This window comes from Parafrankia discariae (assembly GCF_000373365.1).
Taxonomy (GTDB): domain Bacteria; phylum Actinomycetota; class Actinomycetes; order Frankiales; family Frankiaceae; genus Parafrankia; species Parafrankia discariae.
The window spans coordinates 1-22890 of sequence record NZ_KB891214.1; the positions used below are offsets into that span (position 1 = coordinate 1).

Below are 22890 nucleotides of genomic sequence, written 5' to 3' on the forward strand. Positions count from 1 at the left end.
GGAGTGTGGTGTCGGGGCGGGTGGCGTATTCGTTTGGTCTNGAGGGTCCGGCGGTGACGGTGGACACGGCGTGTTCGTCGTCGTTGGTGGCGTTGCATCTGGCGGCGCAGGCGTTGCGGGCTGGTGAGTGTGAGATGGCGTTGGTGGGTGGGGTGACGGTGATGGCGAACCCCGGCACGTTCGTGGAGATCGGCCGGCAGGGCGCGGCGGCGGCGGACGGCCGGTGCAAGCCCTTCGCCGCCGCCGCCGACGGTTCGAGCTGGTCCGAGGGCGTCGGCGCGCTCCTGGTCGAGCGGCTGTCCGACGCCCGCCGCAACGGGCACCGGATCCTGGCCGTGGTCCGGGGCAGCGCGGTGAACTCGGACGGTGCCAGCAACGGGCTGACCGCCCCGAACGGCCCGTCCCAGCAGCGGGTGATCCGCGCCGCGCTCGCCGACGGCCAGCTGAGCGCCGCCGACGTCGACGTCGTGGAGGCGCACGGGACGGGGACCCGGCTCGGCGACCCGATCGAGGCGCAGGCGCTGTTCGCCACCTACGGGCGGGAGCGGACGGCCGACCGGCCGCTCTGGCTCGGCTCGGTGAAGTCGAACCTGGGCCACACGCAGGCGGCCGCGGGTGTGGCCGGCATGATCAAAATGATCATGGCGTTGCGGGCGGGGGTGCTGCCGCGGACGCTGCACGTGGACGCGCCGTCACCGCACATCGACTGGTCGCCGGGGACGGTGGCGTTGCTGACCGAGGAGCGTGCCTGGCCGGAGATGGACCGCCCGCGCCGGGCCGCCGTCTCCTCGTTCGGCATCAGTGGCACCAACGCCCACGTGATCCTCGAACAGCCCGACCCCGCGGACGACCCCGCGGCCGACGGCGTCGGCGTCGGCGTCGGCGTCGGCGTCGGCGTCGGCGTCGGCCCGGCCGGGACGGCGTCGTCCACGGGTGGCGGGCCGGCGGCACTGCTGCCGCTCGCCGCCCGGGAGCCGGCGGCGCTGCGCGCCCAGGCCGCGCGGCTGGCGGCGTTCCTGCGGGACCACCCGGACCTGCCGCCGGCGGCGGTCGGCGCGGCGCTGACCCGCCGGGCCGCGCTGGAACACCGGGCGGTAGCCCTGGACCCGGCCGGCCTGCGCGCGCTGGCCGAGGGCGTCCCTTCCGCCGACGTCGTCTCGGGCATCGCCGGCCCGGCCGGTGGTGTGGTTTTCGTCTTCCCGGGTCAGGGTGGTCAGTGGGCGGGGATGGCGGCTTCTTTGCTGGAGGCGTCGCCGGTGTTCGCGGCGCGGATGGCGGAGTGTGACGCGGCTCTGGCGGAGTTCGTTGATTTCTCGGCTGTGGATCTGTTGCGTGCGGGTGCGGTGGTGGATCGGGTGGAGGTGGTGCAGCCGTTGTTGTGGGCGGTGATGGTGTCGTTGGCGGGGTGGTGGGGGTCGTTCGGGGTGGTGCCGGCGGCGGTGGTGGGGCATTCGCAGGGGGAGATCGCGGCGGCGGTGGTGGCGGGGGCTTTGTCGGTGCGGGATGGGGCGAAGGTCGTCGCGTTGCGGTCGGCCGCGCTGCGGGAACTGGCCGGGGTCGGCGCGATGGCGTCGGTGAGCGTTTCGGCGCGGACCGCGGCCGAATGGCTGGGTGACTGGCCCGGGGTGAGCGTGGCTGCGGTGAACGGTCCGGGTCAGGTCGTGGTGGCCGGTGAGCGGGACGCGGTGGAGCGGCTGGTNGGGTGGTGTGCGGGTCGGGAGGTGCGGGCCCGGGTGATCGACGTGGATTANGCGTCGCATTCGCCGCAGGTGGAGGCGGTCCGGGAGCGGTTGGGCGAGGAGCTGGCTGATGTCGAGGGCCGGGCGCCGGTGGTGCCGTGGTATTCGACGGTGACCGGTGAGCCGGTGGTCGCCGGGGTCGACGGGGGCTACTGGTATGAGAACCTGCGCCGGCCGGTGCTGTTCGCGGCCGCCACGGAGCGGTTGCTGGCGGCGGGGTTCCGGCACTTCACCGAGGTCAGCCCACACCCCGTGCTGATGGTCCCGCTGCGCGAGACGGTCGAGGCCGCCGGCGTCGAGGCGGCCGTGCTCGGCACGCTGCGCCGCGGCGAGGACGGCCCGGCCCGGCAGGCCCGCTCGCTGGCCGAGGCGTACGTCCAGGGGCTACCGGTCGACTGGTCCACGATCTTCCCCGGACGGCCGGCGCGCGACCTGCCCGAGCTGCCGACGTACGCGTTCCGGCATCGGCATTTCTGGCTCACCGACGGGCTCACCGGCGACGACCCCGCGCCCGCCAGCCCGGACGGCGGCGCCGAGGAGAGCTTCTGGACCGCGGTCGAGGCGCGGGACGCGACCGGCCTGTCCGCCGAGCTCGGCCTCGAGGAGGGTGCGCTCGACGGCGTGCTGCCGGCGCTGGCGACCTGGCGGCGCGGCCAGCGCGAACGCTCCCGGCTCGACGCCTGGCGCTACCGGATGGCCTGGCGTCCGCTGGCCGAGCCGGAACCGGCCCGGCTCCCGGGCACCTGGCTGGTCCTCGTCGCGGCGGACAACACGGCGGCGGCGGGCCCGCTGACCGACCTGCTGCGCCGGCACGGGGCCCACCCGGAGCGGCTCGTGCTGGACGGCGGCCTCGACCGCGCCGAGCTGGCCGCGCGGCTACGCGGGCGCGGCACCGCCCAGGACCCGCCCGTCGGCGTGCTCTCCCTGCTGGCCCTCCCACGTGCCACACCGACCGACGGCGCGGTGGACTTCGGTGAGCCGGCGGATGCCGCCGTGCCCATGGTGGCGGGCACCCTGCTCGCCGCGCAGGCGCTCGGTGACGCCGGCCTGGACGTCCCGCTGTGGATCGTCACCCAGGGCGCGGTCGCGGCCCTCGCCGCCGACCCGCCCGCCGCGGTCGCCCCCGCGGAGGTCTGGGGGATCGGCCGGGTCATCGGCCTGGAGCATCCTGAGCGCTGGGGCGGCCTGCTCGACCTGCCGGCGGCGCTCGACACCCGGGCGGGCGAACGGATCGCCGCTGTCCTCGCCGGGCTCGACGACGAGGACCAGATCGCCGTCCGCGGCACCGGAATCCTGGCCCGCCGCCTGGCCCCGGCCCCGGCAGCCCCGACTTCGGCACCCACGACTCCGGCAGCATCGGCAGCCGAAGGCCCGGCATCCGCCGCCCCGGCGGCGGCTGACTGGCGGCCGCGCGGGACGGTGCTGGTCACCGGTGGTACCGGCGCGCTCGGAGGTCATGTCGCCCGGTGGGCGGCCGCGGCGGGGGCCGAGCACCTGGTGCTCACCAGCCGGCAGGGTGCGTCCGCCGCGGGCGCGGCCGAGCTGCGCGCGGAGCTGACCGGGCTCGGCGCCCGGGTCACGATCGCCGCCTGCGACACCGCGGACCGCGCCGCGCTCGCCGACCTGCTCGCCGGCCTCGCGGCGGCCGGCGAGCAGGTCCGGTCGGTCTTCCACACGGCCGGCGTGCTGCCGCTGACCCCGCTGGCCGACATCACCCCGGACGAACTGGCGCGGACCCGCTCCGGCAAGGTCACCGGCGCCGCCCACCTGCTCGACCTGCTCGCCCCGGAGCCCCCGGATGCGGCGGCGCTGGACGCGGTGGTGCTGTTCTCGTCCAACGCCGGGGTCTGGGGCAGCGCCCGCCAGGGTGGCTACGCCGCCGCCAACGCCGCCCTCGACGCCCTCGCCGAGCAGGGCCGCCGCCGCGGCCTGCCGGTGACGTCGATCGCCTGGGGCCTGTGGGACGGCGCCGGGATGGCCGCGGCGATCGGCGGCGAGGAGTACATGCGCCGGCGCGGGCTGCGGGCGATGGACCCGGCGGCGGCGCTCGCCGCGCTGGCGCAGGCGGTCGGCGCGGGCGAGACGTTCCTCGCCGTCGCGGACGTCGACTGGGCGGTGTTCGCGCCCGCGTTCGGGATCGCCCGGCGCCGGCCGCTGATCGAGGACCTGCCGGCCGTCCGGCGGCTGCGCGCCGCCGGGGCGGCGGCCGACCCGGCGGCGGGTGCCGACGCGGGTGCGCAGCTGCGCCGCCGGCTGGCCGCGGCGCCGGCCGGCGAGCACGAGCAGATCCTGGTGCAGCTCGTCCAGGCGCATGCCGCCGCGGTGCTGGGGTATGCCGACCCGGCGGCGATCGACGCCGCCCGGCCGTTCAAGGAATTCGGCTTCGACTCGCTCACCTCGATAGATTTCCGGAACCGGCTGAACGCGGCCACCGGGCTTGTCCTTCCGGCCACGGTGGTGTTCGACCATCCTTCGCCGTCGGCCGTCGCGCAATTCGTCCGGGCCGGTCTGAGTGACGGTGCGGTGAATGCCGCGGAAACCGTTCTCGCCGGCCTGGACCAGATCGAGGACGCGCTGGCAGCCGCCGGTGCCGACGACACCGCCGCCCGGATGCGCATAACCATGCGGCTGCAGGGGCTGCTGGCGAGGTGGAACGACTCCCAGGACGAGACGGCCGCGCCGTCCGTGGCGGACCGGCTCCAGGCGGCCAGCGCGGATGAAATCCTCAGTTTCATCGACAATGAGCTTGGTATTTCCTGACCGCTACCCGCATTGATTGCTAGGGGCACCCTAGGGGTTGTCGGGTGGGGTTCCCCTGAATAGTTTCGGCTGGACAGTAGTGGTCCCAGAATCCCTGTGGGCGCCATTCCCTCGTGTCGCCGGTATAGCGGGCGGCAAAAGGCCGGCCGCCCGCCGCCGCAGGCTGATCGTGCAGTTCCCGGCGACCTGAAGGGCGAACGGGTCGTGCCCTGTTCGTCCGACCGACCCTGGTGAGGCTTCGAGATGGTGGACCAAGAGAAACTCCTTGACTATCTCAAGCGGGTGACCGCCGATCTGCACCAGACGCGGGAGCGGCTGCGCGAGGCGGAGTCGGCCGACCAGGAGCCGATCGCGATCATCGGCATGGCCTGCCGCTACCCCGGCGACGTCGCCTCGCCGGACGACCTGTGGCGCCTGGTGCACGAGGGCCGCGACGGCATCGCCCGCCCGCCCGCCGACCGCGGCTGGGATCTCGACGCGCTCAACCACCCCGACCCCGACCAGCCCGGTGCCACCTACGTCTCCGAGGGCGGCTTCCTCGCCGGTGCCGGCGAGTTCGACGCCGCCTTCTTCGACATCAGCCCGCGCGAGGCCCTCGCGATGGACCCGCAGCAGCGGCACGTCCTCGAGGTGGCCTGGGAGGCGTTCGAACGGGCCGGCATCGACCCGACCACGGTGCGCGGCAGCCGCACCGGCGTCTTCGTCGGCTCCAACAACCAGGACTACACCCGGCTGCTCGGCGGCGCCGCGCAGTCCGCCGAGGGTTTCCTCGTCACCGGCACCACCGCGGCGGTGATCTCCGGCCGGGTCTCCTACGCGCTCGGGCTGGAGGGGCCCGCCGTCACCATCGACACCGCCTGCTCGTCGTCGCTGGTCGCGCTGCACCTCGCCGCGCAGGCGCTGCGCCAGGACGAGTGCGGGCTGGCGCTGGCCGGCGGCGTGACCGTGATGACCACCCCCGGCGCGTTCACCGAGTTCAGCCGCCAGCGCGGGCTCGCCCGCGACGGGCGCTGCAAGGCGTTCTCCGCCGCCGCCGACGGCTTCGGGCTCGCCGAGGGCGTCGGGCTGCTGCTGCTCGAACGGCTCTCCCGGGCCCGCCGGCTCGGCCATCCGGTGCTCGGCCTGATCCGCGGCAGCGCGGTCAACCAGGACGGCGCCAGCAACGGCCTGGCCGCGCCGAACGGCCCGTCGCAGCAGCGGGTGATCCGCCAGGCGCTGTCGAACGCCCGCCTCGCCGTCCCCGACGTGGACGTCGTCGAGGCCCACGGCACCGGCACCCGCCTCGGCGACCCGATCGAGGCCCAGGCGGTGCTCGCCACCTACGGCCAGGACCGGCCCGCCGACCGGCCGCTGTGGCTCGGCTCGGTGAAGTCGAACATCGGGCACACCCAGGCCGCCGCCGGCGTCGCCGGGGTGATCAAGATGATCCTCGCGATGCGCGAGGGCATCCTGCCCAGGACACTGCACGCGGACGAGCCGAGCCCGCACGTGGACTGGTCCGCCGGCGCCGTGCGGCTGCTCACCGAGGCGCGGCCGTGGCCGCGGGCCGCCGGGCCGCGCCGCGCCGGCGTCTCCTCGTTCGGCGTGAGCGGCACCAACGTCCACATGATCATCGAAGAGGCGCCCCCGGCGGACGCCGAGCCGTCCGGTTCCGCGGAACCGGACGGCGCCGCGGAACCGGCGTCGGACCGACGCGGGACGCTGCCGGTCGTGCTGTCCGGGCGGGACGCCGACGCGCTGCGGACGCAGGCCCAGCAGCTGTTCACCCACGTCCAGGACCGCCCGCAGCTCGACCCCGCCGACCTGGGCTGGTCGCTCGCCACCGGGCGCGCCGTGTTCGAGCACCGGGCCGTCGTGCTCGCCGACGACCGCGAGACGCTCACCCAGGCGCTCGCCGCGCTCGCCGTCGACGAAGCCGGCGTCGGCCTGACCCGGGGGGTCGCCGCCCGCGGCCGGCTGGCACTGCTGTTCACCGGCCAGGGCAGCCAGCGCCCGGGAATGGGACAGCGCCTCTACACCCGGTTCCCCGAGTTCGCCGCGGCCTTCGACCGGGTGTGCGCGCAGCTCGACCCGCACCTGGACCGGCCGCTGCGCACCGTCCTGCTCGACGAGCCGGCGCGGCTCGACGGCACCGGTTACGCCCAGCCGGCCATCTTCGCGCTGCAGGTCGCCCTGCTGGAGACGCTGCGCGGCTGGGGGATCACCCCGGACGCGGTCGCCGGCCACTCGATCGGCGAGGTGGCCGCCGCGCACGCCGCCAGCGTGCTCGACCTGGCCGACGCCGCGACGCTCGTCCTCGCCCGCGGCCGGCTGATGCAGGCGCTGCCGGCCGGCGGCGCGATGATCGCCGTGCAGGCCACCGAGAAGCAGGTCGCCGAGGTGCTCGCGGGCATGACGGCCCCGGGCGAGGGCGGCGCGGGGCCGCTAGACATCGCCGCGGTCAACGGGCCGCGGGCGGTCGTCGTCTCCGGCCCGGCCGGCGCGGTCGACGCCTTCGCCGGGCTCGCCGCCGCGCGCGGCTGGCGGACCAGCCGGCTGCGGGTCAGCCACGCCTTCCACTCGTCGCTGATGACCCCGATGCTCGCCGAGTTCGAGACCGTGGTGCGTGGGCTGCGCTTCGCCGAGCCCACCCTGGCCGCGGTGTCCACCGTCACCGGCCGGGCGGTGCGGCCGGGCGAGTGGACCGACCCCGCCTACTGGGTGGAGCAGGTCCGCCGGCCGGTCCGCTTCGCCGACGCCGTCGCCGCCCTGGCCGGGCTGGAGACGATCCGGTTCCTGGAGCTCGGCCCGGACTCGACCCTCACCGCGATGACCGAGGACGCGCTCGACGCGCTCCTCGGTGACCCGCTGCCCGGGGCCACGGCGGACGGTGCCGCGCCGGCCGGCGCGGCCGGCCGGCTGTGCGCCGCCGTCCTGCACCGCGAGCGGGACGAGGTGGGCACCCTGCTCACCACGCTGGCCCGGCTGCACACCCACGGCGCCACCGTCGACTGGAGCGCCCTGTACGCGGGCGCTGCCGGCCAGCGGATCGACCTGCCGACCTATCCCTTCCAGCACGCGACCTACTGGCCGCGGCCGGACGCCGCCGCGTTCACCGACGCCGCCGGCCTGGGCCAGCTCGCGACCGACCATCCGATGATCAGCGCGGTGGTCGCGCTCGCCGATGCCGACGGCACGGTGTTCACCGGCCGGCTGTCCGTGCCGACCCACCCCTGGCTGGCCGAGCACACGGTGCTCGGCACGGCCGTCCTGCCCGGCACCGCCATGGTCGAGCTCGCGCTGCGCGCCGGCGAGCAGGTCGGCACGCCGGTGCTCGACGAGCTCACCGCCCAGGCACCGCTGTTCGTCCCGGCCACCGGCGGCGTCCAGCTCCAGGTGGTGACCGGCGCGGCCGACGGGTACGGCCGCCGTCCGGTGACCATCCACTCCCGGCCGGAGGGGGCGCTCGCCGACGAGCCGTGGGCGCTGCACGCCGCCGGCCTGCTCGCGCCGGCGGCTGACGTCCCGGCGGAGCCCGCCGACCCCGCCGCCCCGGCCGATCTCGCCGACGTCGCCGCGTGGCCGCCGGCCGGTGCGGTGGCACTGCCCCTGGATGGGTTCTACGACCGGCTCGACGACGTCGGCTTCGGCTACGGCCCGTCGTTCCGCGGCCTGACGGCCGCCTGGCGGCTCGGCGACGACGTCTACGCCGAGGTGAGCCTGCCGGAGAGCGAGTCCGTCGAGGCCGGCCGGTTCCGGCTGCACCCGGCCCTGCTCGACGCGGCGCTGCACGGCGTCGCGCTCGCCGAGGCGCCCGGGAGCCACCAGGCCCGGATGGCGTTCGCCTGGAGCGGCGTGGACCTGCACCGGGTCGGCGCCGCCGCGCTGCGGGTGCGCCTGACGCTGACCGGCGCCGACCGGGTCGGCCTGGTCGCGATGGACGAGACCGGTGCCGCCGTGGTCACCGTCGGGTCGCTGGCGCTGCGGCCGGTCACCGACGACCAGGTCCGCGCGTCGACGGAGGGCGGCGGGCAGTCGCTGTTCGGCGTCGACTGGGTGGACCCGCACCTGCCGACCACCGACGCGCCGCACGAGGGCTGGGTCCTCCTCGGCGCCGAGCCGGCCGCGGGTCTGCCATCGGAGGTCTGCCCGGATCTCGACGCGCTCGCCGCGCGGGTCGACGCCGGCCAGCCGGCGCCGGCCGTCCTCGTCGTGGACTGCCCGCCCGACGCCGCCGCCGACGACCCGGACCGCCCCGTCGACGCGGGGGCGGTCGGCGCGGCGACCCGGCGGATGCTCGCGCTCGTCCAGCGCTGGCTGGCCGACGGGCGGTTCGCCGACACGGGCCTGGTCGTGACCACCGCCGGCGCGATCGCCGGCCCGGCCGGCGCCACGGTGACCGACCTGACGCACGCGGCGGTCTGGGGGCTGCTGCGGTCCGTGCAGAGCGAGCACCCCGGGCGGATCACGATCACCGACGTCGACGGTGACCCGGCCTCCCGGGCCGTCCTGCCGGCGCTCGTCGCCGCCGCCGAGCCGCAGGCACACGTCCGCGGCGGCACGGTCACCGTGCCGCGGCTGGTGCGGGTGACCGCCGACCCGACCCCGGTTCCCGCGACTCCCGTGCCCGCGGACGGCGGTTCCGCGGAACCGCCGTCCGCGGATGCCGCGACCGCGCAGGAGACGTCCGCGCAGGACGCGCCCACCGACGGCGTGGTGGTGGTGACGGGGGCGACCGGTGGCCTCGGGTCGCTGCTGGTGCGCCACCTGGTGCACGAACGGGGTGTGCGGGACCTGCTGCTGCTGAGCCGGCGCGGGTCGTCGGCGCCGGGGGCGCCGGAGCTGTGGTCGGAGCTGACCGAGGCCGGCGCCCGGGTGCGGCTGCTGACCTGCGACGTCGCCGACCGCACCGAACTGGACCAGGCGCTGGTCGGGGTACCCGTCCGGGCCGTGGTGCACGTGGCGGGAGTGGTGGACGACGGCCTGGTCGGCTCGCTGACCCCGGCGCGGCTGGACACGGTGCTGCGGGCGAAGGTCGACGCGGTCGTCAACCTGCACGAGGCGACGCTGGAGCATGACCTCGACGCCTTCGTGCTGTTCTCGTCGGTGTCGGGTCTGCTGGGCACGGCGGGGCAGGCGAACTACGCGGCGGCCAACACGTTCCTCGACGCGTTCGCGGCGTTCCGCCGGGCCCGCGGCCTGGCGGCGACGTCCCTCGCCTGGGGGATGTGGGACACCGCCACCGGCATGGCCGGCGCGCTCAGCGACCTCGACCGGGCGCGGATGAACCGTGGCGGCATCGGCGCGCTCACCGCGGAGCAGGGCCTCGCCGCCTACGACGCCGCCTGCGACGCGGCGGTCGGGCCGGACCGCGCGCTGCTCGTCCCGGTCCGGCTGGACAGCACCGTGCTGCGTGCCCGCCACGGCGATCCGGGACTGCCGCCGCTGCTACGCGGGCTCGTCCAGGGCCCGCGGTCGGCCACCCGCCGGGCCAGCGCGGGTGGCCCAGCCGGCCCGGCGCTGCTCGCCCGGCTCGCCGGCCGGCCGCGCGCCCAGCAGGACCGGCTGCTGCTCGACCTGGTCCGGGGCCAGGTCGCCGCCGTGCTCGGCCACGCCTCCGGGGAGGCCGTGCCCGCCGGGCGGGCGTTCAACGAGCTGGGTTTCGACTCGCTGACCTCCGTGGAACTGCGCAACCGGCTGGCCGCGGCGACCGGCCTGCGGCTGCCGGCCACGCTGACCTTCGACTACCCGACCCCGGCCGCGCTCGCCGGCCACCTGTGGGACGCCCTGGCCGGTGCGGCCGGGACCGCGCTCGCCCCCGGCGGGACGTCCACCGCGGCGCGGGCCGGATCGGCGGGCGACGAGCTGATCGCCATCGTCGGGATGGGCTGCCGGCTGCCCGGCGGCGTCGACGGCCCGGACGAGCTGTGGCGGATGCTGGCCGAGGGCCGCGACGGGGTGAGCCCCTTCCCGGCCGACCGCGGCTGGGATCTCGAGGCGCTGTTCGACCCGGACCCCGACCACCCCGGGACGTCCTACTCCCGCGAGGGCGGCTTCGTCGCCGGGGCGCCCTACTTCGACGCGGACTTCTTCGGCATCAGCCCGCGCGAGGCCCTCGTCATGGACCCGCAGCAGCGGCTCCTGCTGGAGATCTCCTGGGAGGCGCTCGAGCGGGCCGGCATCGACCCGACCGACCTGCGCGGCAGCCGCACCGGGGTGTTCGCCGGGGTGCTGTCCAGCGACTACGCGGCGATCATGCAGCAGGCGGCCGAGTTCACCGAGGCCTACCAGAGCGCCGCGGGCGCGACCAGCCTCGTCTCCGGCCGGGTCGCCTACGTCTTCGGGTTCGAGGGCCCGGCCGTCACCATCGACACCGCCTGCTCCTCGTCGCTGGTCGCCCTGCACCTCGCCGCCCAGGCGCTGCGCAACCACGAGTGCGACCTGGCACTGGCCGGCGGCGTCACCGTGATGTCCACCCCGGCCGCGTTCATCGAGTTCAGCCGCCAGCGCGGCCTCGCCGCCGACGGCCGCTGCAAGTCCTTCGCTGACGCCGCCGACGGCACCAGCTGGGGTGAGGGCGCCGGCATGCTCCTCGTCGAGCGCCTTTCCGACGCCCAGCGCAACGGCCACCCCGTGCTCGCCGTCGTCCGTGGCAGCGCCGTCAACCAGGACGGGGCGAGCAACGGCCTGACGGCGCCGAACGGCCCGTCGCAGCAACGGGTGATCCGCCAGGCGCTGGCGAGCGCGCGGCTGGGCACCGCCGACGTGGACGTCGTCGAGGCCCATGGGACGGGCACGACACTCGGCGACCCGATCGAGGCGCAGGCGCTGCTGGCGACCTACGGTCAGGACCGGCCCGCCGACCGGCCGCTGTGGCTGGGGTCGGTCAAGTCGAACATCGGCCACACCCAGGCCGCGGCCGGCGTCGCCGGTGTGATCAAAATGGTCCAGGCGATGCGGCACGGCGTGCTGCCGCGCACCCTGCACGTGGACGAGCCGTCCTCGAAGGTCGACTGGGACGCCGGCGCGGTGGAGCTGCTCACCGAGGACCAGCCGTGGGAGGTGGGCGCGGATCGGCCGCGGCGGGCGGCGGTGTCGTCGTTCGGGATCAGCGGTACGAACGCGCACGTCATCCTCGAAGCCCCGACCGCCGCCGACCCGTCCACCGCGGAGCCGGGCCCGGGCGGCCTGGTCACAGGCGACCCGGGCAGGGCGAACCCGGTCGCGCCGGGCGCGGCGCTCGTGGAGCTGCCGGTGGTGCCGGTGGTGCTCTCGGCCGCGGAGCCGGCCGCGCTCGCCGGTCAGGCGGGCCGGTTGGGCGCGCATCTTCGCGCCCTGCCCGAGTCGGATCTGGCGAGCCTCGGCTGGTCGTTGACGGCCCGGGCGACGCTGTCGCATCGCGCGGTCGTGCTGGCCCCGGACGCCGCCGCCCTGTCCACCGCGCTGGCCACGCTCGCGGCCGACGGGGACGCGCCCGCCACGGCACGCGGAGTGGTCCGCGCGGGCCGGCTCGGGGTGGTCTTCACCGGCCACGGCGCGCAGCGGCTCGGCATGGGCCGGGGCCTGTACGACACGTTCCCGGTCTTCGCCGCCGCCTTCGACGAGGTCTGCGACCTGCTCGACAAGCACCTCGACCGGCCGCTGCGCTCCGTCGTCGACGGCGCCGACCCGGCGCCGCTGGACCAGATGGGCTACGCGCAGCCGGCGCTGTTCGCCGTCGAGGTGGGTCTGCTGGCCCTGGTCCGCTCGTGGGGTGTCCACCCCGAGCTGGTTGCCGGCCACTCGACCGGCGAGATCGCCGCTGCGTACGCGGCCGGCGTGCTGGACCTGGCTGACGCCGCGGCGATGGTCGCGGCCCGGGGGCGCCTCATGCAGTCGCTGCCCGCCGGCGGGGCGATGCTCGCCGTGCGTGCCCCCGAGGCCGAGGTGGTCGCCGCGGTCCGGTCCGCGGGCCTCACCCTGGACGTCGCCGCCGTGAACGGGCCGACCTCGGTGGTGCTCTCCGGCCTGGAGAACGCGATCGTCGCGGCCGCCGAGCTGGCGGCGACGCTCGGCTGGAAGACGAACCGGCTGGCCATCAGCCACGCGGCGCACTCCCGGCTGATGGAGCCGATGCTGGCCGACTTCGCCACCGTGGTGGCGGGCGTCGAGCTGCGGGAGCCGTCGCTGCCCGGGGTGTCGACCGTGACCGGGGCGGTGGTGCGGCCGGGCACCTGGTCGGACCCGGGCTACTGGGTGAACCAGGTCCGCCAGCCGGTCCGGTTCGCCGACGCCGCCGTGACGATGGCGGCCCAGGGCATGACCCGCATCCTCGAACTGGGCCCCGACGGCATCCTCACCGCCATGGTCGCCGACAGCACCGCGACCGAACCCGCCGACAGCCCCGGGGGTGCTGCGAGCGCCGCGGGCGCCGACGAGGCCGGCCGGGTGCTGGCCGTGGCGGCCCTGCGCCGCGACCGCGACGAGCCCGCCACCCTGCTCGCCGCGGTCGGCCAGCTGTTCGTCGACGGCCTCGACGTCGACTGGCGGGCGGTGTTCGCCGGCACCGGCGCCACCCGCGTCGACCTGCCGACCTACGCCTTCCAGCAGGTGCCGCTGTGGCCGCGGCTGCGCGCGGTGGCCAGCGGCGACCCGGCCGGCATGGGCCAGGTGGCGACCGCGCACCCGCTGCTGGGCGCGGCGGTGACCCGCGCCGACGGCGACGGCATGCTGCTCACCGGCCGGCTCGGACTGGCCGATCAGCCGTGGCTCGCCGACCACCGGGTGATGGGCCGCTACGTGGTGCCCGGCACCGCCCTGGCCGAGATCGCCCTCACCGCCGCCGAGCGGGTCGGCGCCCCCGTCCTGGACGAGCTGGTCCTGCGGGTCCCGCTGATGCTGCCGGAGCGGGGCGGAGTGCGTCTCCAGGTCGCCGTGGCGACCCCCGGCGAGGACGGCCGCCGCGCGCTGACCGTCTACTCGCAGACCCTGGACGGCGACGACGAGCCGTGGACGGTCCACGCCACCGGCACGCTCGCCCCGAACGACGCCAGCGCCGACGACGCCGCCGGCTCTGACGGCTCCACCGGCTCTGACAGCGCGGCCGGCTCGTCCGACGACGGGGGCCTGGTCGTGTGGCCGCCGCGCGGCGCCGACGAGCTGCCCCTCGACGGCCTCTACGACGTGCTCGCCGACGCCGGCCTCGGCTACGGGCCGGCCTTCCGCGGCCTGCGCCGGGCCTGGCGCCGGGCCGGCCAGGTGTTCGCCGAGGTCGCCACGCCGGAGCCGACGGACGGCTTCCACCTGCACCCGGCGCTCTGGGACGCGGCCCTGCACGCCATCGCCGCCGGCGGCCTGTTCCCCGCCGAGGGCGGCGTCCGGCTGCCGTTCGCCCTGTCCGAGGTCCGCCTGCTCGGCGCGGCCGGCAGCACCCTGCGGGTCGCCATCGAGCTCACCGGCGGCGCCGACACGGTGCGGATGTCGATCGCCGACGCTACGGGCCTGCCGGTCGCCCAGGTGGCCGGCCTGACGCTGCGCCCGCTGTCGCCGGAGCAGTTCTCCGCCGGTGCCGCCGACCGCCTGCTCTACGGCGTCGAATGGATCGACCGTCCGGCCTCCGCCGCCGGCGGTGGGCAGCCCGGCTGGGTGTCGGTGCGTCTCGGCGACCCGCTGCCCGAGCCGGCCCCGGTCCTGCTGGTGGACACCGCCACCGCCCTCGAACCGAGCGCCCGGGATCTCCTGGCCGAGGACCTGACGTCCGACGATCCAGGGGCCGGCGGGCTCACGGCCGCGCTCGTGCGGCGGCGGACGGCCGCGCTGCTGTCCCTGATCCAGGCCTGGCTCGCCGAGCCGGGCTGGGCCGACAGCCGGCTGGTCGTGACGACCCGCGGCGCGATCGCGGCCGGTCCCGGCGAATCCGTCCCCGGCCTGGCGGACGCGGCCCTGTGGGGCCTGGTCCGCTCGGCACAGTCGGAGAACCCCGACCGCATCCAACTGATCGACACCGACGCCGACGGCAGCGACCTGCTCCCGGCGGTCGTCGCCGCCGGACCGCCGCAGGCCGCGATCCGCGGCACCCGGCTGCTCGCCCCCCGCCTCGTCCGCCTGCCAGCCGCCGCCGTCGTCCAGCCCACGCCGAACCCTGCCCCGACGACGCAGGACGCCCCGGCCGAGGCGTCGGCAGCTGCTACCGACGGCGACGGCCTGGCCGTCGCGCGCCCGCCGGCCATCCGGTTCGGCGCCGGAACGGTGGTCATCACCGGCGCGACGGGGACGCTCGGCACCGTGCTCGCCCGTCACCTCGTCGCCACCCACGGGGTCGGCGACCTGCTGCTGCTGTCCCGGCGGGGGCCGGCGGCGCCCGGGGGCGCCGAGCTGGTCGAGGAACTGACCGAGGCAGGCGCCCGGGTGCGGCTGCTCGCCTGCGACGTCGCGGACGGCGCCGCGGTGGCCGCGGCGCTGGCAGGCGTGGACGTCTCCGCGGTGGTGCACACCGCCGGTGTCCTCGACGACGGCGTTCTCACCTCCCTCACCCCGGAGCGGCTCGACACCGTCCTGCGCGCCAAGGTCGACGCGGTGGTCAACCTGCACGCCGCGACCGCCGGCCGCGACCTGACCGCGTTCGTCCTGTACTCCTCCCTGGCCGGTCTGTTCGGCAACGCCGGTCAGGGCAACTACGCGGCGGCGAACACCTTCCTGGACGCCTTCGCCGCCCGCCTGCGTGCGGACGGCATTCCCGCGCTGTCGCTGGCCTGGGGACTGTGGGACAGCGACAGCGGCATGGGCGCGCTCGACGACCGCGAGCGCGAGCGGATCCGCCGCGGCGGGGTGCTGCCGCTGACCGTGGACCAGGGCCTGGCCGCCTTCGACGCCGCCCTGGACACCGGCCAGTCGGTCGTCGCCGCGCTGGTTCTCGACCTCGCCGCACTGCGGCCCGCCGCCGCGGCCGGCCTCGTCCCGCCGCTGCTGGCTGGGTTGGTTCCGGGTGTGGGGGTGCGGCGGGGTGGGCCGTCGGGGGCGTTTGGTCGGCGGTTGGCGGTGTTGCCGGTGGTGGAGCGGTTGGTGGCGGTGCGGCAGTTGGTGCGTGGTCAGGTGGCGGGTGTTCTGGGTTATGGGAGTCCGGATGAGGTGGATGCGAACCGGGCGTTTCAGGAGCTTGGTTTTGATTCGTTGACGGCGGTGGAGTTGCGGAACCGGTTGGTGGCGGCGACGGGGTTGCGGTTGCCGTCGACGTTGGTGTTCGACTATCCGAACGTGGCCGTGTTGTCGGCGTTCGTGGCCGACGAGTTGGCGGGGACGGCGCCGGTGGCGCCGGTGGCGCTGGCGGGTTCTTCGGGTGCCGGTGCCGAGGAGCCGATCGCGATCGTCGGGATGGCGTGCCGCTACCCCGGCGGGGTCCGCTCGCCCGAGGACCTGTGGTCCCTGGTGGCGACCGGCCGGGACAGTCTCGGCGACTTCCCGCGGGATCGCGGCTGGGATCTGGAGGGCCTCTACAACCCTGACCCGGACAGTCCCGGGACGACGTATGTGCGTCAGGGGAACTTCCTGTATGACGCGGCGGAGTTCGATCCCGGTGTGTTCGGGATCAGTCCGCGGGAGGCGTTGGCGATAGACCCGCAGCACCGGTTGCTGTTGGAGACGTCCTGGGAGGCGTTTGAGAGCGCCGGGCTGGTGCCGTCGGCATTGCGGGGTTCTCGTACGGGTGTGTTCGTGGGCGCGATGTACGACGACTACGGAATGGTGCTGATGGGTTCCCCGGACGGGATGGGGGATTTCATCGGGACGGGTGGCAGTGTGGCGTCGGGTCGGATCTCGTACACGTTCGGGTTGGAGGGCCCGGCGGTGAGCGTGGACACGGCGTGTTCGTCCTCGCTCGTCGCGTTGCATCTGGCGGTGCAGGCGCTGCGCGGCGGTGAGTGTGAGATGGCGCTGGCCGGTGGTGTGACGGTGATGGCGACTCCGGGGACGTTCGTCGTGTTCTCCCGGCAGCGGGGCCTGGCCACCGACGGCCGCTGCAAGTCGTTCGCCGGCGCCGCGGACGGGACCGCGTGGGGTGAGGGCGCGGGAATGCTCCTGCTCGAACGGCTCTCCGACGCGCAGCGGCTCGGCCATCCGGTGCTCGCCGTCGTTCGCGGCAGTGCGGTGAACCAGGACGGCGCGAGCAACGGTATGACGGCGCCGAACGGCCCGTCGCAGCAGCGGGTGATTCGCCAGGCGCTGGCGAACGCGCGCCTGACCTCGGCCGATGTCGACGCGGTGGAGGCCCATGGGACGGGCACGACGCTCGGTGATCCGATCGAGGCGCAGGCGTTGTTGGCGACCTACGGGCAGGGCCGGCCGGTGGATCGTCCGTTGCGGTTGGGGTCGATCAAGTCGAACATCGGTCACACGCAGGCGGCTGCGGGTGTGGCGGGTGTGATCAAGATGGTGGAGGCGTTGCGGCACGGGACGTTGCCGGCGACGTTGAACGTGGACGAGCCGACGCCGCACGTCGACTGGTCGGCGGGTGCGGTGTCGCTGCTGACGGAGTCCATGCCGTGGCCGGAAGAGGCGGATCGTCCGCGCCGGGCGGCGGTCTCCGCGTTCGGGATCAGCGGCACCAACGCCCACGTCATCCTCGAGCAGGCACCCGCGGAGACCGAGCTCGCACCCACCGGTTCCGGGTCCGAGGGGCCCGCGGCGGAGACAGGCGTGGGCACAAGCCACGCCACTGCGGCGGCGGCCGGGCCGGTGTTGTTGGCTGACGCGGTTGTCGTGCCGTGGGTGTTGTCGGCGCGGGAGGGGGCCGGGCTGCGGGCGCAGGCGGAGCGGCTGCGTCGGCATGTGACCGACCGGCCCGGTCTCGATGTGGTGGACGTCGCCGGTTCGCTGGCCTCGACGAGGGCGGTGTTCGACCAGCGGGCGGTCGTCCTCGGCGGCGCGGGTGACCGGTCGGGCCTGCTGTCGGATCTCGCGGCGTTGGCCGAGGGCGCCGACGCGCCGTCGGTCGTGTCCGGACCGGGAGCGGTACGGCGGAAGGTGGTGTTCGCGTTCCCGGGTCAGGGTCCGCAGTGGTGTGGGATGGCGGTGCGGTTGTGGGAGTGCTCGCCGGTGTTCGCGGCGGCGATGGAGGAGTGCGCGGCGGTGTTGTCCGGGCAGGTGGACTGGTCGTTGCGGGAGACGCTGAGTGACGAGGTGGCGTTGGAGCGGCTCGATGTGGTGCAGCCGGTGTTGTTCAGTGTGATGGTGTCGTTGGCGCGGGTGTGGGGGGCGGCGGGGGTTCGTCCGGACGCGGTGGTGGGTCATTCCCACGGGGAGATCGCGGCGGCGTGTGTGGCGGGGGTGTTGTCGCTGTCGGAGGCGATGCGGATCGTGGTGGCGCGCAGTCGGATCCTCAGCGAGTTGGAGGGTCCGGGGGACATGGTGTGGGTCGCGGCGGCCGAGGAGGAAATCCTGCGCCGGCTGCCGGAGGGGCTTTCCGTCGCGGCGGTGAACGGTCCGTCGTCGGTGGTGGTGAGTGGTTCGGTGGCGTTGCTGGAGCCGTTTGTCGCTGGTCTTGAGGCGGAGGGGGTTCGGGTTCGGTCGGTGGCGGGTGGGTTCGCGTCGCATTCGGCGGCGTTGGATCCGCATGAGGGTCGTTTCCATGAGCTGTTGGGTGAGGTGACGTCGGCGCCGGGTGAGGTGCGGATGTTGTCGACGGTGACGGCGGACTGGGTGGATGGCGCGGTGTTGGATACCGATTACTGGTATCGGAATCTGCGGTGTCCGGTGCGGTTCTCCGCGGCGGTGAGTGGGTTGGCCCGGGAGGGGTTCACGACGTTTGTGGAGATCAGTCCGCATCCGGTGTTGACGGTCGCGGTCGCGGAGACGTTGGAGGCTGACGGGTTCGACGAGCCGGTGGTGTTGGGTTCGTTGCGCCGCGACCATGACGACGCCGAACAGCTTTGCCGCGGGCTCGCGACAGCGTGGGTGCAGGGCGTGGACGTGGACTGGGCCGCGTTGTGCGGCGGCTGGCAGCCCCGGAAGGTGGAACTGCCCACGTATGCCTTCCAGCGGACCCGCTACTGGCCGCGGCCGGCCACCGGCGGCGGCGGGGACGTCACCGAGCTGGGGCTGACCGGAACCGGCCATCCGCTGCTCGGCGCGGTGATCGAAGTGCCGGGTTCGGCGGCGACGGTGTTCACCGGCACGCTGTCCACCGCGCGCCAGCCCTGGCTGGCCGACCACGCGGTCGCCGGCCAGCCGCTGCTCGCGGGCACGGCGTTCGTCGAGCTGGCGCTGTCCGCCGGCGCCCGGCTCGGCCTGCCCGTGCTGGACGAGTTGCTGTTGCGGACCCCGCTGCCGCTCCCGGAGCGCGGCTCCGTCCAGCTCCGCGTCACCGTCGGGGACATCGCCGGCGGCCACGACGACCCGGAGACCGACGGCGGCGACGACGGGAGCCGTCCGGTGACGGTGCATTCGCGCGTCGGCGCCGCCGGCCCCTGGACCCTGCACGCGACCGGCACGCTGGCCGCACACACCGACGTCGTGCCGGAGGAGACCGATCTGATCACCTGGCCGCCGGTTGGTGGTGCGGAGGTCGACCTGACCGGTCTGTACGAGGGGCTGGCGGAGATGGGTCTGGGCTACGGCCCGGTGTTCCAGGGGCTGCGTCGGATGTGGCGGCGCGGTGAGGAGGTGTTCGCCGAGGTGGCGGTCGACGAGCCGGTGGACGGGTTCGCCGTCCACCCGGCCCTGCTCGACGCCGCGCTGCACCCTGTCGCGACCGGTTCGGTGCTGCCGTCGCTGAGCGGCCTGGCGCTGCCCTTCGCCTTCACCGGGGTCCGCCTGTTCGAGGCGGCAGGTGGCCTGCTGCGGGTCCGGCTCGCCCCGGTGGGCGCGGGAGACGCGGCCGGCACAGGTGAGACGGCCGGTGCGGGCGGCACGGTACAGGTGACGTTCGCGGACGGATCCGGCCTGCCGGTCGGGCAGGTCGACGGGCTGACCCTGCGACCGGTCGCACCTGACCAGCTCCCGGCCGCGCGGACCACCGGCGGCGACGCGCTGTACGTGCTCGACTGGGTGCCACGGCCGGTGGAGCCCGCCGAGGCCACCGGCTGGACCCGGATCACCCTCGACGCGGCGGACTCGGGGCTGCCGGAGCCGGCCGCCGTCCTGGTGCTCGACTGCACCGCCACACCCGAGGACCCCACCGCGCCGGCTGTCGCCGGTCTGGACGCGGCGATGGTGCGGGACCGCACGGTGACGCTGCTTCGGGTGTTGCGGGGCTGGCTGTCGGATCCGGGCTGGGCGCAGGGCCGGCTGGTCGTGGTGACCGCCGGCGTGGTCGCCGCGGCTGCGGGCGAGCGGGTCGAAGGCCTGGCGAGTTCGGCGCTGTGGGGACTGGTCCGGGCGGCGCAGTCGGAGAACCCCGACCGCATCCACCTCGTCGACCTCGGCCCAGCTCTCGACGCCGACGGCTGGGATCTGCTGCCCGGCGTGGTGGCCGCCGGCATCACGCAGGCCGCGGTCCGCGGCGGTGCGGTGCTGGCGCCACGGCTGGCCCGCCCGCCGGCCCCGACCGCCGGCAGCACTGGCCCGGCGGTCGGTTTCGGGACCGGCACGGTGGTCGTCACCGGTGCGACCGGTGCCCTCGGTGCCCTGCTCGCCCGCCATCTCGTCGACGTCCACGGGGTGCGTGACCTGCTGCTGCTGTCGCGGCGGGGGAGCGCGGCGCCCGGCGCGGCCGAGCTGGTCGAGGAGCTGACCGAGGCCGGCGCCCGGGTCCGGCTCGACGCCTGCGACGTCGCCGACCGTGACGCGGTGACGGTGGCGCTGGCCGACCTGGAGGTGTCGGCGGTGGTGCACACCGCCGGCGTCCTCGACGACGGCCTGCTCGACTCGCTGACCCCCGAACGACTCACCAGGGTGCTGCGCCCCAAGGTCGACGCCGTGCTCAACCTGCACGCCGCCACCGCCGGGCGGCAGCTGTCCGCGTTCGTCGTCTACTCCTCGCTGGCGGGCGTCCTCGGCAACACCGGCCAGGGCAACTACGCGGCGGCGAACACCTTCCTGGACGCCTTCGCCGCCCGGCTGCGCGCCGACGGCACTCCCGCACTCTCGTTGGCCTGGGGCATGTGGGAGTCCGACGGCGGCATGACGGCCGGCCTGACCGACAGTGAGCGCGAGCGGATGCGCCACGGCGGCATCGTGGCGCTGACCGCGAGGCAGGGCCTCGCCGTGTTCGACACCGCGCTGGCCACGGCACTGGCCGGCGACACGTCCCTGCTGGTGCCGATCGCGCTCGACCACGCGGCGCTGCGGGCCGCCGCCCCCACCGGGCTGCTGCCACCGCTGCTCGCCGGGCTGGTCCCGGGCGCGGGCGGCCAGGCTCAGGGCGGCGGGGGCAGCCGGGCGCTGCGAGCCTTCCAGCGCCAGCTCGCCGGCCTGGGCGCGGCCGAGCGCCGGGCGGCCCTGACCGACCTGGTCCGCCGGCAGGCGGCCGCCATCCTGGGCCACGGCTCCCCGGACGACATCGCCCCCGACCGCCAGTTCCTGGAGCTCGGGTTCGACTCGCTGACGTCCGTCGAGCTGCGCAACCGGCTCGGGACGGCCACCGGCCTGCGGCTGCCCACCACGCTGCTGTTCGACCATCCCACCCTGGAGAAGATCGTCGCCCACCTGGACACCCAGCTCGCCGGGCGCAGCGGCGGCGAGGCCGGCCCGGCCGGTGCCGCCGGTGCGCAGCGCGGGGGTGAAGCGCAGCGCGGGGGCGGCTCCACCACGTTCGCCGCGATGTTCCGGCAGGCCGCCGAGGCGGGCCGCACCGAGGAGTTCCTGCACCTGCTGATGTCGGCGGCCAGCTTCCGGCCGACGTTCGGCTCCGGCCGGGAGCTGGAACGCCCACTGGGCCTGCTCCGGATGGCCAAGGGCGACACCCGGCCGGGCCTGGTCTGCATCCCGTCGATCCTCGCCATCTCCGGGCCGCACGAGTACATGCGGTTCGCGAACGGGCTGCGGGACACCCGCGACGTCAGCGTCCTGCCGGTGCCGGGCTTCGCCCGGCACGAGGCGCTGCCGGCCTCCGTCGACGCGGTGATCCAGGCGCAGGCCGACGCGATCCAGGCGGAGCTGGGTGACGCGCCGATCGTCCTGCTCGGGCACTCCTCCGGCGGCATGCTCGCGCACGCCGTCACCGCCGAGCTGGAGCGGCGCGGTGCCCGGCCGCGCGGACTGGTCCTCATCGACATCTACAAGCAGGACGCCGCCGCGCTGGCCCGGATCCAGCCGGCGCTCACCGGCGGCATGGCGGCAGACGACGACTCGTACGCGCCGCTGGAGGACGACCGGCTGACCGCGATGGGCGCCTACTTCCAGCTCTTCGGAGACTGGACGCCCACCGCGATCGACGCCCCCACCCTGCTGCTGCGGGCCAGCGAGCCGATGCCCGGCACTCCCGCCGACGACGACTGGCGCTCCACCTGGACCCAGCCGCACACGGCGCTCGACGCGCCCGGCCATCACTTCTCCCTGATGGACGAGCACGCCGTCACCACCGCCGGCCTGGTGCACGACTGGCTGCTGGGCCAGGCCTAGCCGACCCGGCCGGCCCGACTGAGCGGGCCGGCCCGGCCACCGCCCGCACGAGACCAGCCCCAACGAAGGGACGTCCGCGATGACCACCGCGCCGGCCGACGACAGCCTGTGGCTGCGCCGGTTCCACTCCGCCCCACCGAGCCAGACCCCGCAGGGCCAGATGACGCTGGTCTGCTTCCCGCACGCCGGGGGCTCGGCCAGCTTCTTCTATCCCGTCTCGGCCGCCCTGCAGCCCACCCTGCAGGTGCTGGCGTTGCAGTACCCGGGCCGGCAGGACCGGCGGCACGAGCCGTGCCTGACATCCATCGCCGAACTGGCGGACGAGACGTTCACCGCGCTGCGGCCGCTGCTGGACCGCCCGCTGGCCTTCTTCGGGCACAGCATGGGCGCCACGCTGGCGTTCGAGGTCGCCGTCCGGATGAAGCAGCGGCTCGGCCTCGCCCCGGCGACGCTGTTCGCCTCCGGGCGGCGCGCGCCGTCCCGGCACCGGCACGAGACCGTGCACCAGCTCGGTGACGCGGGGCTGATCGGCGAGCTGAAGAAGCTGAGCGGCACCGACTCGCGGGTCCTCGGCGACCTGGAGCTGCTGCAGTCGATCCTGCCGGCGATCCGCGGCGACTACCGGGCGGCGGAGACCTACCGGTACACGCCGGGGCCGCGCCTCGACTGCCCCGTCATCGTGCTGACCGGCGACCAGGATCCGAAGGTGACCCTCGACGAGGCCCGAGCCTGGGCCGATCACACCACCGGGCCCTCGGAGCTGCGGGTCTTCCCCGGCGGGCACTTCTACCTCGCCAACCACCAGACGGCCGTCATCAACCTGATCTCCGACCAGCTGCTCACGCTGACGATCTGAGCCACCGGGCGCCACTCGGAGGGA

General features: G+C 75.4%; 3 protein-coding genes. All 3 read left to right on the top strand.

What is annotated here, in order from left to right:
• A partial coding sequence (locus B056_RS36615; protein ID WP_035751612.1) for a type I polyketide synthase occupies positions 1-4499 on the top strand: 4499 nt, incomplete at its 5' end.
• 243 nt (positions 4500-4742) lie between these two features.
• Entirely contained in the window at positions 4743-22010 is a 17268-nt protein-coding gene (locus B056_RS36620) for a type I polyketide synthase (RefSeq protein WP_018502752.1), read from the top strand.
• Positions 22011-22089: 79 nt separating this feature from the next.
• Complete coding sequence (locus B056_RS0115350; protein ID WP_018502753.1) at positions 22090-22866, top strand: thioesterase II family protein; 777 nt, start codon at positions 22090-22092, stop codon at positions 22864-22866.
• Positions 22867-22890: the final 24 nt, after the last annotated feature.